Origin of the sequence: Sporanaerobacter sp. PP17-6a, assembly GCF_900095615.1 — a bacterium.
GTDB lineage: Bacteria > Bacillota > Clostridia > Tissierellales > Acidilutibacteraceae > Acidilutibacter > Acidilutibacter cellobiosedens.
Map to the genome: position 1 here is coordinate 1 of NZ_FMIF01000039.1, position 13,062 is coordinate 13,062.

11 protein-coding genes and 6 tRNA genes are annotated in these 13,062 nt (G+C 32.2%); 15 read left to right on the top strand and 2 right to left on the bottom strand.

Annotated elements, in window-relative coordinates:
* Positions 1–277 precede the first annotated feature (277 nt).
* The 8 genes from PP176A_RS14215 (at position 278) to PP176A_RS14245 (ending at position 3,021) form a co-directional block, all read left to right on the top strand.
* Positions 278–353: transfer RNA gene (locus PP176A_RS14215), tRNA-Thr, on the top strand.
* A tRNA-Tyr gene (locus tag PP176A_RS14220) sits at positions 354–439 on the top strand.
* A gap of 19 nt (positions 440–458) precedes the next feature.
* Positions 459–533 (top strand) — tRNA-Gly (locus PP176A_RS14225).
* A 19-nt stretch (positions 534–552) separates the two neighbouring features.
* Positions 553–626, top strand: a tRNA-Gly gene (locus tag PP176A_RS14230).
* A 12-nt stretch (positions 627–638) separates the two neighbouring features.
* Positions 639–712: transfer RNA gene (locus tag PP176A_RS14235), tRNA-Cys, on the top strand.
* A gap of 5 nt (positions 713–717) precedes the next feature.
* Positions 718–791: transfer RNA gene (locus tag PP176A_RS14240), tRNA-Arg, on the top strand.
* A 200-nt stretch (positions 792–991) separates the two neighbouring features.
* On the top strand, positions 992–1,138 hold the full coding sequence (locus PP176A_RS16090) for a putative holin-like toxin (RefSeq protein ID WP_143037700.1): 147 nt from the start codon (positions 992–994) through the stop codon (positions 1,136–1,138).
* A gap of 236 nt (positions 1,139–1,374) precedes the next feature.
* Entirely contained in the window at positions 1,375–3,021 is a 1,647-nt protein-coding gene (locus PP176A_RS14245; RefSeq protein WP_071141139.1) for a glycosyl hydrolase family 18 protein, read from the top strand.
* Here PP176A_RS14245 and sfsA read toward each other — a convergent pair.
* Both sfsA and PP176A_RS14255 read right to left on the bottom strand, forming a co-directional pair.
* Positions 3,013–3,699, bottom strand: a complete 687-nt coding sequence (sfsA, locus tag PP176A_RS14250; RefSeq protein WP_071141140.1) for a DNA/RNA nuclease SfsA — start codon at positions 3,697–3,699, stop codon at positions 3,013–3,015. The genes PP176A_RS14245 and sfsA overlap by 9 nt on opposite strands.
* A 98-nt stretch (positions 3,700–3,797) precedes the next feature.
* The gene (locus PP176A_RS14255; protein ID WP_071141141.1) at positions 3,798–5,903 is read right to left on the bottom strand and encodes a methyl-accepting chemotaxis protein; all 2,106 of its coding nucleotides are present in this window, start codon (positions 5,901–5,903) and stop codon (positions 3,798–3,800) included.
* Positions 5,904–6,163: 260 nt separating this feature from the next.
* Here PP176A_RS14255 and PP176A_RS14260 point away from each other — a divergent pair, with 260 nt between their 5' ends.
* The 7 genes from PP176A_RS14260 to PP176A_RS16450 all read left to right on the top strand — a co-directional run bounded on the left by PP176A_RS14260 (position 6,164) and on the right by PP176A_RS16450 (position 12,928).
* Positions 6,164–7,576, top strand: coding sequence for an MBOAT family O-acyltransferase (locus PP176A_RS14260; protein ID WP_071141142.1), 1,413 nt, complete (start codon positions 6,164–6,166; stop codon positions 7,574–7,576).
* 48 nt (positions 7,577–7,624) lie between these two features.
* On the top strand, positions 7,625–8,818 hold the full coding sequence (locus PP176A_RS14265; protein ID WP_071141143.1) for a DHHW family protein: 1,194 nt from the start codon (positions 7,625–7,627) through the stop codon (positions 8,816–8,818).
* 472 nt (positions 8,819–9,290) lie between these two features.
* Positions 9,291–10,010 (top strand): LytR/AlgR family response regulator transcription factor, encoded by a 720-nt coding sequence (locus tag PP176A_RS14270; protein ID WP_071141144.1) that lies wholly within the window; start codon positions 9,291–9,293, stop codon positions 10,008–10,010.
* A gap of 179 nt (positions 10,011–10,189) precedes the next feature.
* Entirely contained in the window at positions 10,190–11,182 is a 993-nt protein-coding gene (locus tag PP176A_RS14275) for a radical SAM protein (protein ID WP_071141145.1), read from the top strand.
* Positions 11,146–11,493, top strand: coding sequence for an SPASM domain-containing protein (locus PP176A_RS14280; protein WP_071141146.1), 348 nt, complete (start codon positions 11,146–11,148; stop codon positions 11,491–11,493). Before PP176A_RS14275 ends, PP176A_RS14280 begins: the two co-directional genes overlap by 37 nt.
* A complete protein-coding gene (locus PP176A_RS14285; RefSeq protein WP_071141147.1) occupies positions 11,493–12,515 on the top strand; it encodes a radical SAM/SPASM domain-containing protein in 1,023 nt (340 codons plus the stop codon). Before PP176A_RS14280 ends, PP176A_RS14285 begins: the two co-directional genes overlap by 1 nt.
* A gap of 248 nt (positions 12,516–12,763) precedes the next feature.
* Positions 12,764–12,928, top strand: coding sequence for a hypothetical protein (locus PP176A_RS16450; protein WP_200796175.1), 165 nt, complete (start codon positions 12,764–12,766; stop codon positions 12,926–12,928).
* The last annotated feature ends 134 nt before the right edge of the window (positions 12,929–13,062 follow it).

The following is a 13,062-nucleotide window of genomic DNA, read 5'->3' on the forward strand; positions in this document are numbered from 1 at the left end:
GAATCGAAAGCAGGAATATAATAAATCTGCTGGTGTAGCTCAATTGGTATAAGCAGAGAACCCAAATCGTGTATTTCGATTTGGAGTGAATCGCTTAGTGGAACAGTTAAAATAAGCAGTATTGTAGTTTTAAGGCAGAAATTTAATAAACTTGCTGGTGTAGCTCAATTGGTATAAGCAGAGAACCCAAATCGTGTATTTCGATTTGGTGTGAATCGCTTAGTGGATGAGCTGATATAACCAGTGTGTAAATTGAAAGCAGTAATTTAATAAATCTGCTGGTGTAGCTCAATTGGTAGAGCAACTGACTTGTAATCAGTAGGTTGGGGGTTCAAGTCCTCTCACCAGCTCCAGGAGGGGTTCCCGAGTTGGCCAAAGGGGACGGACTGTAAATCCGTTAGCTGAGCTTTCACTGGTTCGAATCCAGTCCCCTCCACCACAAAAAAAATAATATATGCGCGGGAGTGGCTCAGTGGTAGAGCATCGCCTTGCCAAGGCGAGGGTCGCGAGTTCGAATCTCGTCTTCCGCTCCATGAAATTATTTTTAGCTATGCGGGTGTAGCTCAGTGGTAGAGCCCCAGCCTTCCAAGCTGGTTGCGAGGGTCCGATTCCCTTCACCCGCTCCAGGAGATATATATGGCGGCATAGCCAAGAGGCAAGGCAGAGGTCTGCAAAACCTTTATCCCCAGTTCAAATCTGGGTGCCGCCTCCAGAGGAGTAGCTATAGCTCAACTGGATAGAGTGCTTGACTACGAATCAAGAGGTTTGGGGTTCGAGTCCCCATAGCTACATTAAATACAGTAAATAAGCGGATTTAAGCAGAATTGCATATAAGAAAACTTATACGCAGGTATAGTGATTATTTAAAGAAATTTAGGTAATCACTATACCTGTTTTTTTGTTTAAGGATGTGAAATTGATGAAGAAACCTAAAAAAATAGAAATGGTGTGATCGCTGCCTCCATTCACTAAAGAAGGGAGGTGGTGCGGTATGAATACATATGAATCCATATCTTTAATGATTATGTTTTCTATGTTTGTAATATCGCTAATCTCCTTAATTGTTGGCTTAACAGCCAACAAAAAGGGAAAAAAAATAAATCACCCTGCCAGTCACAGGGTGATTTGTAAGATCTAATCATCTGGTGGCAATCGCATTATTGCGACGCCGATTACCTTATTACTATTATACCATAAACAAGTAAAAAGTAAACATATGTATTAAATTTTATTATATTTATAAATTGCAAGTTTAATTTTCAAAGTGTTTATGGAAAATAGTTATAAATTATTGTAACTATTTTTTAACCAATAAAATGATAAATTTGATATACTATAATAAATATTAAGAAGTTGAAAATAAGGGGGAGTCCAATGAAGAAATTTATAATTTTCTTAATTTTCGCATTATGCATATTTACGGGAATATTTTTTTTATATAAATATGTACCTAATGCTGAAATAGTATCTTATAGTTATGATGAACCTACACTTATAATAGAAGATGACGTTATAACAGATAATGATGATTCCCTATTGATTGAAGATAATAACATATTTTTATCATACGACACAATAAAGAAGTTTATAGATCCAAATATATTTTATGATGAAAATGAAGGGACAATTGTAATAACTACTATTAATAAAGTAATTAAAGCTAAAATAAATGAAGATAAAGCATCAGTAAACGAAAGAGAAGTTCAACTAAAAAATTCTATTATAAAAGTTAATAATATATTATATATTCCTATAGAATTGTTTCCGGAGGATTATAAAACTGATATAAGATATATAAAAGAAAGAAATACTGTGATTATTGATTTTAAAGACAGACAATACCCTATAGGAGAAGTTTATACCGTAAATGGAACTGTGAGAACAGGGCCTTCCATTAAGTCACATTTACTTTTAGGAAAGGTGGAAGAAGGAAGTAAATTACTCATATTCGAAGAATATGATAAATGGTACAAGATAAGAACCGAAGAGGGAATAGTCGGGTTTATCGAAAAAAGATATGTAAAGAAGGATTTGGCTCAAAAAAAGGGAGAAGAGGTTTCTGATGGAGCGGTTTCAGAAAAAATCAATATTACATGGGATTATATAGGGGACTATGGAGGAAATATTGATAAAATTCTTCCTGTTCACGGGTTAGATATTATTTGTCCTACTTTTTTTTCCATAACAGATAAAGATGGAACAATTAAAGATAAAGGAAATCAACAGTATGTTTCTAAATATCAATCTTTAGGATATAAAGTATGGGGATTAGTATCCAATAGTTTTGATCCGGATGTGACAGGGGAAGTTCTCAAGAATACATCTTCGAGAGAGCAGCTCATAAATAAACTTTTAGAGATCTATATTAATTATGGGTTAGATGGAATAAATATTGACTTTGAAAATGTATACCTAAGGGATAAAGAGCTTCTTACCCAATTTGTAAGAGAGCTGACTCCCATATTCAAGGAACATAATATGGTAGTTTCCATAGATGTAACACCGATATCCTCCAGTGAAAACTGGTCGAAGTTTTATGATAGAGTAGAATTGGCAAGGATTGTTGATTATATAGTAATTATGACTTATGATCAATATTGGGCGGCAAGTCCTAATGCAGGTTCGGTAGCTCAGTATACATGGGTAGAGGAAAGTATTAAAAATATAATTAATGAGGTACCTAATAATAAGCTGATACTTGGAATACCTTATTATACAAGATTATGGAAAACCGATTCCGATGGGAAATTAAGCTCTGTAACATTATCCATGGATGCTCAGGATAAATTTGTTGCCGATAATAATATGATTAAACGTTGGGATAAGGAAAGCGGACAATTTTATGGGGAAGTTGATAAAGAAGGAGAAAATTATAAGATATGGCTTGAAGACGAAAATTCTATTAAATTAAAAACGTCTCTTGTAAACAAGTATGATTTAGCGGGAGTTGCTTCCTGGAGGAAAGGATACGAAAAAGAAGAAATATGGGAAACCATAAGTAATAACATAAGATTAAACTAATATTTTAATCTTTTTTCCTATTTTAATTTCATTCTTTGTTACTATGGAATTATACCCAATGATGTTTACTCCGCAGCTTTTAGCTCTTTTTACATTTTCTCCGAACTTTTTATCCATCAGATAATTTGGTGTAAAGATAGATATATTTTCCATTTGTATTAAAAAGAAGATAAAGCCTTCAAGGCCCTCTTTTTTTGCTTTTATCATTTCTTCAACGTGTTTTGCTCCTCTTTCCGTAGGAGCATCGGGAAACAGCGCCAATTTATCTTTTTCGAGAGTCACTCCCTTTATTTCAATAAATCCTTTTTTCTTTCCTCTTTCATAATATAAATCAAATCTTGATTTGTCAAAGACGACTTCCCTTCGAATATAAGTTATATCTTTAAATTCGTCTATTTTTCCGCTCTTTATAGCTTCATATACTACTTTATTGGGGGCTTGGGAGTCGATGTTTATGAGAGTATTTTCTTTAAAAGCCGATATAATCGAAAATTTAGTTTTTCTGTTAGCGTTATTTGACTTTTCAAGATATACTTTTGTTCCGTAGACGAGGATTTCTTTACATCTTCCTGTATTTTTCACATGGACTCTTTCTACATTATTATCAATTAGTACTTCAGCAATAAATCTGTTGGGACGATTTAAAAATATTCCCTCGATAACATCATTATATTTCAAAATATTCCTCCTAAAAATTAAATTAATATTTGGATTTCAGCGATGAGGAATAAAATATTCATTCCTCATTGCCGTTCAATTTATCCGTAAATATTCTATTAGACTTTAAATCTTGATACAATATTCACCAATGTGTCAATACTATTTTTTGAATATTTTACTTGCATTTTAACTTCATCGGCCTTTTCAAGTACCCTGTTTAATTTTTCCGCGATACTTTCGGTTCCTTCCGCACCCTCGGATGTTGCCGATGATATTCCTTCAATTTCTTTAAGCATACCTTCCATGGAATTGAATATTTCCCTGGAGTTTTTGTTGAAATCATTTATGAGGTTATTTGTAAGAGCCGTATCGCTTATGTACTGTTCCATCGTCTTCAGTATTAAATTGTAGTCGTTGTTGATATCGGAAGCTATAAATTCAAGCATATTATTGGAATTTACGGAAAGGTTACCAACGGAATCTATTACGTCCTTGGTAATACCCTGTATTTCGGTTGCAGTCTGTTTTGAGTATTCCGCTAACTTTCTTATTTCTCCAGCTACTACCATAAATCCCTTTCCGGCATCTCCGGCTCTTGACGCCTCTATGTTTGCATTAAGGGCTAACATATTGGTTTGGGAAGTCACATGAAGTATCGCTGATGACAGTTTGTTTATTTCATCAACGGATTCAGCCCTCTTTAATGCTTCTTCAAGATTCTTTTTTGTTTCATCCAATATTTTAGACAAGCTGTTTTGAGATAATAGAAAATTATTTTTTAATTTTAAAGCCTTTTCACTGATTTCCTTGGCAGACAAAGCGCCTTCTTGTGCTTTTACAGTGATTGATTCTACGGATTTTTTAATATCTGCCGAAGAGTTTTTCATTTCTACAGTGGAAGTTGCAGTTCTTCCCATACCTGACGAGATTTCTTCCGTGATAGAAGACAGTTCCTCAATCATGGTATTGAGCTGAGAAATCGAATGAGTGGAAGTGTTAACAAAGCTGTTTACGTTGTTGGCCTCAGACATAACATTTCTTATTATTTCCGATACGCTTATGTTTATTTGGTTGAAACTTTTTGCTAAATTGCCGATTTCATCTTTCCTCTTTGTATATTTATCATTTAAAATCAGTGTAAAATCTCCATTTGCCATTTTGTCACATTCTCCGGTTAAAAATTTAATAGGTTTGTCTATTCCGACAGCTATGATATATGATACAAGTATTCCTATAAGGGAGGATATTGTGGAAATAATTATAAATTTTGTTTTCAATTCTGTAAGTCCGGAAAGTACTTCTTTTTTATCCATCTCTACAGCAACAGACCATACTCTTTCCTTTACCGGAGCGTATCCGATAAGCTTTGGAGTTCCGTTAAATTTATATTCTCCAAATCCGGTTTTCCCTTCCGACATTAAAGTCTGAAGGTTGCTGAAATTTTCAAATCCCTCAGCTGTTTTTGTAATATTGCCGGAGATGGTAGCCGATGAGCCTGCGTCGGTTTCGTTTTCTTTGACAGTTGCTGACGAGCTGACATCTGCTTTGTCTTGAGTTACTGTTGCACTGGAGCTTGCGTCAACTATTTTTGATATTATACTTTGGTCCGAATGGGCAATAGTTTTTCCTTCCTTGTTGATTACAAAAGCACTTCCTGTTTTTCCTAATTTTGTTTCTTTTGCCAAATCGCATAACTCATATCCATCTCTGAAAGCAATTAATGCACCTATTGTATTTCCGTTATTTTTTATGGGCACAGCATATACCATAACGATGGAATCGCTCCCTTTGTCCTTGATGGGATCTGTTACAGTTTTTTCACCCGACATAGCATTTTTGAAATATTCTTCGCCTTTTAAATTGGACTTTTGACCGTTATTGTATATGGCATTTCCGGATTTATCTACTATTGCCATTTTTAAATATCCGGATCTTTTAACCTCCTTGTCCATCATATTTATAATTTCGGATATATCCTCAGGGCTTTTCTCAACATAGGATATTTTTGTATTCGACGATATTATATCCAAAGAACTCAATTCTTTGGATATTCCATATTCGATTACTTTTGAAGCCTCCAATGCAAGTTGAGGCATTGTATCTTTTGTATTTTCAATTAAAGCCTTAGATGAAGTATTATAAGACTGGATACCTAATCCCGTACAGATAATGATTAATAAAATAGCCATAAATGTAGCAATTCTTATCTTGATATTTTTCATTAGTATCTTCTCCTAAAAAATATTTTGTTTTTCTTCTTATACCCCAAATATACTACAACACTAAAATTTTATCATAATAAAATTTTACTATCAATGATTTTTGTGTTGATTTCCGATGTTTTCGGTGGTATTTGTATCAACCTTACAAAACTGTAAAGATTAAATAGGATTCTTTTGATATAATATTGCCGAGAATGGAAAAGTTAAGTACGAAAGGAGGATATATCAATTTTATAACGGAAAATTGATATGGATGTACGATGGTATTCAGCAGTTTGGTATTTTTATTTGTATTTTTGCCGATAGTCTTGATTCTTTATTATATTTCAAATGATAAAATAAAAAATTACATATTGCTGGCGTGCAATTTGTTTTTTTATGCTTGGGGAGAGCCGAAATATATTTTTCTGATGGTCATATCGATATCCGTAAATTATATTTTCAGCATTAAGGTCTCAAGAGACACTAAAACGAAAAAATTATGGTTTATATTTTCACTCATATTTAATCTGGGAATCCTGATTGCATTTAAATATACAAATTTCCTTGTGAGAATTATAAACTCAGCAGTTAATACTAACTGGCATCTTCCATATATACCGTTACCATTGGGAATATCATTTTTTACATTTCAAATAATGAGTTACCTGATTGATGTTTATAGGAATGACTCAGAAATACAAAAAAATATTTTTGATTTGGCATTATATATAAGTTTATTTCCTAAACTCATAGTTGGTCCGATAGTACAATACCGAAGGGTAGGTAAACAAATAAGAAATAGAAAACATTCATTGAATAAATTTGCCTTAGGGGTAGAAAGATTTATAATCGGACTGGGAAAGAAAGTTATATTTTCTGAACAACTTGGCGTTGTTGCAGATGCCGCTTTTAACTCTCAGATATCGGATTTATCAGTTATGGGTGGCTGGCTTGGAGTTTTGTGTTATACCCTTCAAATATATTATGATTTCAGCGGATACAGTGATATGGCAATAGGGCTTGGAAAGATGTTTGGATTTGATTTCCCGGAAAATTTTAATTATCCTTATATTTCTCAATCAATATCGGAATTTTGGAGAAGATGGCATATATCCTTGGGAAATTGGTTTAGGGATTATGTATATATACCATTGGGAGGAAACAGATCAGGCTTAAAAAAACAGTGCAGAAATTTGTTTATAGTATGGCTTCTGACGGGCATATGGCATGGAGCTGATTGGACTTTTATTGTATGGGGATTGTATTATGGAGTACTTATAATTTTTGAAAAATTGTTTATGGGAAGATGGTTGCATAAATTGCCTGAAGTATTCAGACATGTATATTTGTTATTTTGGGTTATGATAGGATGGATATTTTTTAGATCCGAAAGTATAATTCAGGCAAAAAATTTTATAAAAGTTATAATGGGTATTAATGACAGTCTGCTGTATGATAATTCGTTTTTGACGTATATAGATAATTCGGGATATTTAATTATTTTAGCGATTTTATTTTCAACTAATATAATACCAAAGATGAAAGGTTTCATGAAAAGAAAGAATAAAAATTTGCTTGAGAATAACTTCGGATATTGTTTACATTCCGTATTTTTATCTTCCATATTGTTTATCGTTATAATATTATTAGTAAATTCCACTTATAAGCCATTTTTGTATTTTAACTTTTAGATAGGGATTTAAATATCAAAAAAATAATGTGAAAAAGGGATGAGTATAATGAGCAACAATAAGGCCAAGTGGATAGCCATTCCTTTTATAATAATAATTTTAGGTATATTTTTTATCAATATAATTGTCGGGGATAAAACGATTAGTACTCAGGAGAATAGGACATTACAGCAAAAACCTACCATAGAAGATCTGAAGGACGGGACATATGGGGATAAATTTGAAAGTTATTTTTCCGATCAGTTTGTGTTTAGAGAAGAGTTATCTAAAATATACAGCAGAATGAAAATTGCTATAGGGAACAGTAAGATCAACAGTTATTATTATTTGCTTGAAGATAATTGGATTATGCCGTCTCCTTCTAAAATAATTCCGGATTCGGAATTAAAGGATATGGCAAAGGAGATAAACAGTTTAACTGAGATAGGTATAAAAACCGGGAAAAAGGTATACTATGTGTCTACTCCTCATAAAGACAGTGTGCTGTCCTATTTATATCCTAAGCATACTGATGGATTGGATAACACATTAAAAAATGAAAAGAATGTGGAGAAATATTTTGATGCGACAAAAATTAAAATTATAAATATAGACGAATATTTTTTAAGTAAATTTACAGAAAAGGAAAGAGAAAAATTGTATTTTAAAACCGATCATCATTGGAATGGAATAGGTGCATTTGAGGGATTTAAATATATTATAGAAAAGATGGACATGCCTGGAGTCAATCCTTCTTGGGACAAATACGTTACAACAACATATGATAAAGGAAGATTTTTGGGAAGCTACAACAAGAATATCGGGAATTTGGTAAAAGAAAAAGAATCAATACCTTATGTTTATTTAAAAAACAAACCTCATTATGAATTCTTTACATTTGACGGGGTTAAAGAGATTAAAAAGAGAGAAGAAGATTTTGTTGCTACCCATAGAAACAGGAAGGAAATAATATATGGCGGTGCATACATGTTCAGCAGCGCATGTTCTATTCTAAAGATAAGAAATAAAGATGCTTTGTCAGATAAAAAAATTATTATATTTATAGACAGCTATCAGCCTCCCACCTCATTAATGTTTGCAGATGTGTTTTCTGAAGTTCAGCTTGTGGATCCGAGGTATATTGAAAAATTGAATATGAGTGTTGAAGATATAATAAAAGAAAGCGATGCTGATATACTCATGTTTATGTATAACAACAGAGGATTTAAAGAAATGATAAACACGATGGAAGAACACGGTTAAAATTTTCTGATTAATTGATTGCTATTGAACCTTACAAAACTGTCAAGAAAACTGTAAGGGTAAGGTTTCACCTATTTTAAAGAAGATGAAGAAAATATAATTCCAGAGTTATGGTAACTCACAATGAAGAAGTGGCATTTACGACGGATATATGTATAACCGTGAGAGACGGAAATGAAGAAAAGACATATAAATTGGTCGGCATATTAAGGGACAGGCTGATATAATAAAGTAAAATTAACCAAATATTAAAACATTTAATTTTTTATGGGGGTAGATACGCGATTTAGTTTAGAGGAATGGGAATTTTAAAAAATTACAAAATTATAAATATAATGATATTATTTGTAATTATTTTGTAACTTTTGGGTGTTATAATATTAATAACGATGGAGTTAATATATTTACCTTAAAACCTTCGGATTTTTTGATTGGGGAAACTAAAATATTTAATAACTCAGGGGGAATCTAAATGATTAAGTTATTAATTGCAGAGGAGGAACCAATTGTTGCTGAAAGGTTGGAGTTTATTTCAAAATCCGTAGATAATAAATTAAAAATCGATATAATATACAATTTCGCTGATGTATTAAAATATGCAATATTGGATGATTATGATATCTTCTGCCTTGATACGAAATTCAAGGGTACTTCCGGTTTTGAAATTGCAAAAAAAATAAGAGATATGGCTAAGTACAAGCTGACTCCCATTATATTTATTGCTGAATCCTTAAAGGATGAAGATAAAATAACGGCTTTTGAAGAAATACACTGTTATGATTATATAGTCAAGCCTTTCACAGATGAAAGATTAAAGAAACCGCTATATGAAATAATATGCAACAAAATAAAAAAGAATGGGAAGAACGAATATCTTGATTTGGTAGATAGAGGTTGTTCGTATCATATAAATCAGAATGACATAGTCTATATTGAGATTCAGAACAAAAAATTGGTGATTACAACCGTAAAAAAGAAAATAGTACTGCATACTTATACGCTGCATAATATTTTAAATAAACTGACATCAAATTTTGTACAGTGCCATAAAAGCTATGCAGTAAACCTTAATTATATAAAAAGAATCGAGCCGGAAGGCAATGTTATTAGTCTTGAATGTACGGATTCGATTATCCCTATAGGAAGAAAATACAAGAAAAATCTAAAGGAAAAGATTTGCAGACCATATTGATTTCCTTATTATTACAAAAAAATGCTGTTCGAGATGTTGTTTGAGGTGTTGTTTACGTAAATCTATTGACATGGTAATTTTAAGGTGATATTTTTAAATTAAGGAAATGGACAAGTTCAAATATTTGATTTGAGAATAGATAATAACACATTAATAATTTTTAATTAAGGGGTAATGTTATGGTAAGTCTGCAAGATAATATGGAGATAAACAAAGAAAATTTAATAATTTACGAAAAAAATAATTTAGTTGTAATATACAATAAAGTGTTGGGGAAACACTTTATTGTATCGGAAGAAGTATATAACTTTTTCAAAAATGCTTCCGAAGAAAAAATTACCTTTGAAGAATTTATAGATTGTTTTCAAGATGAAGAAGACAGAAAGTATATAAAACAAGTCATTTATTGTTTAACACAGATGGGTGTATTTACTTCCAAGAGGAAAGGAAGTCTTGAAAAAAAGGTAAATTTCATGGGAGAAAATATACATTTTTGCATTACCAAAAGGTGTAATCTTAAATGCAAGCACTGTTGTGCAAGTTGTGATATCAATAGATCGGATACTTTGAGTACTGAACAAATTAAAAATATAACGGATATAATTGAACCTTTGAATCCGAAAACAGTGGTACTGACAGGAGGAGAACCTCTAATAAGAGACGATTTTTCAGAAATAGTAAATTATATGAAAGAAAAAATAAAAAACATATGTTTAGTATTATCGACAAATGGAACATTGATTGATGATAAAAATATTGATTTAATTGTTGAGAAATTTGATAGAGTCGAAATAAGCTTAGACGGGATAGATGAAGAAACATGTAGTGCCACAAGGGGAAAAGGTATATTTGGAAGAGTAATAAATTCGGTAAAATGTTTGCAGAAAAAAGGATTTTACAATATAGGGTTATCCATGGTATTCGGTGACAAAAATATGAACCTCAGTAAACAATTCAGAGAATTAAATAAATCTTTGAATACGAGAGCGTTGGAAAGATATTTTGTTCCGGAAGGAAGGGGAAAGGAGAACGTGTTGGAATACTGTTCTGTAAATACCAATTTACCTATTTCAATTCCTAAAATGCTTCATAAGTTGTATTATGACGAGGGAAAAAGAAGTAAGAAGATAAGCTCATGCTCGTGCAGTGCTTTAAATCACAAATATATATAGATGATGATGGAAGCATATATCCGTGTCCATCCTTAATAAAAGAAAAATATAAAATAGGAAGTATATTTGAGAGAGAAACGGTATTGAATATAAAAGACAAAAATTTGGATAAAATTGATGCTTATAAAAGATTTCAAGGCTTATATCCCTTCAATTTTGAAAAATGCAGTAAATGCGATGTAAATATATTTTGCTGGAACTGCCCGGCAGTTTTGGATATCGCAAAAGAAGATGAGGAAGATTTTAAAAGATGGTGTAGTATGATGAAACCCGTTTTAAACGGAATTGTCTGGGATGAAGGGGTGATTTAATGGATTTTACCTTATTTGCAACATCCAAATGTAACTTAAAATGCAGATATTGCTATGAAGGGAACAAGAAGTCAAACAGGGATATGACAAAGGAAACGGCAGATAAGACAGTTGAATTTATAGCAGACAGAATTAAAGAATCAGGCAGCTCAGGGCTGATAAATATAACGTTTCACGGAGGAGAACCTTTACTGAATTTTGAACTGATAAAATATATATCATCTTGTATCTTGAAAGAAATCCACAACGAGGTTATCTTTAATATGACAACTAACGGAACAATAATGACGGACGAAATGGTTGATTATATAAAAAATCATATAAACAATATATCCGTCAGTATAGACGGGACAAGAAAGGCCCATGACTTAAACCGGACTTTTTACGATGGAACAGGTTCTTATGAAAAAGCGGTATTTAATGCCGAGAGGCTTTTAGCTAAAGGTATAAATGTAAGAGGAAGAATGACTTTTGACTCTCAAAATGTGGGGGAATTGTATGAAGGGGTTAAATCACTGGTCGATATGGGATTCAGATATATAGTTTCCGTAGCGGATCTTTATGATGAAAGATGGAATGAAGAAAATATAGAGATATTGAAAAAGCAAATACTTAAAGTATCAAATATAAAGAAAAAAAACCCACATCAGGAGATTTCACTGACGGCAGCAGATTTATTCAGCAGAAAAAAGGGAGATTGTTTCGGAGGTGTTGCCAACTACACAATAGATTCCGACGGCAGTATTTATCCTTGTACTTTCAGTGCCGGAAACAAAGATTTTGTTATAGGGAATGTAAATGACGGAAATCTGTTGAAAGAAAGAATATGCAAACTGATTGAAATATATCAAAAGGAAAATAAATGCTGCGCCGGATGTACAAGATATGAATACTGCGAAGGAGTAAGGTGTAAAATCCTGAACAAATTGATAACAGGAGATTATACAACCCCTCCCGGCATAGTATGTGCCGTGGAAAATATAAGGGTCGATATTATGAAAAAGTTGCTTAATGTTTCTTGATAAATGCAACAAGCCGGCATAATAATTGATATCGGTTGCCGGCCTGAGCACAGTTAAACAGCAAAATCAGAAAATATACCGGAATATTCATACAGGGTATTTCTGTTAATGCTGAAACTTATATTAAGGAACCAAATATAAATTCAACAAAGATGGAAGAAATCCTGCTTGAATATAGATGTAAAATCCAAAAAATATTTATAATAATGGGATTTTATAAAACTATAATCATGAAAGGGGGATAAAAAATGCTAAAGATCAAGAAGATAGAGAATAAAATAGAAGTTAAAGATGTAGCAGGGCAAAATGATCCATGTAGATATTATTGGGAAGATGAAGGGAAAAAAGGAAAATATGATTGTTTAGTTGACTGCTATGATCACTCAGCTCCATATGGCTCAGACTTGTATTAAATAAAATATGATTTAGATTAAGTTTTATTAGCCTGTACTAATTTTATCAAGGTAGGCTGTAGATAAAGTTATAATTAGTCTGCCTTGATAAATTATTTTCTATAATTTATGGAACGCATTACCTAAAATGTATA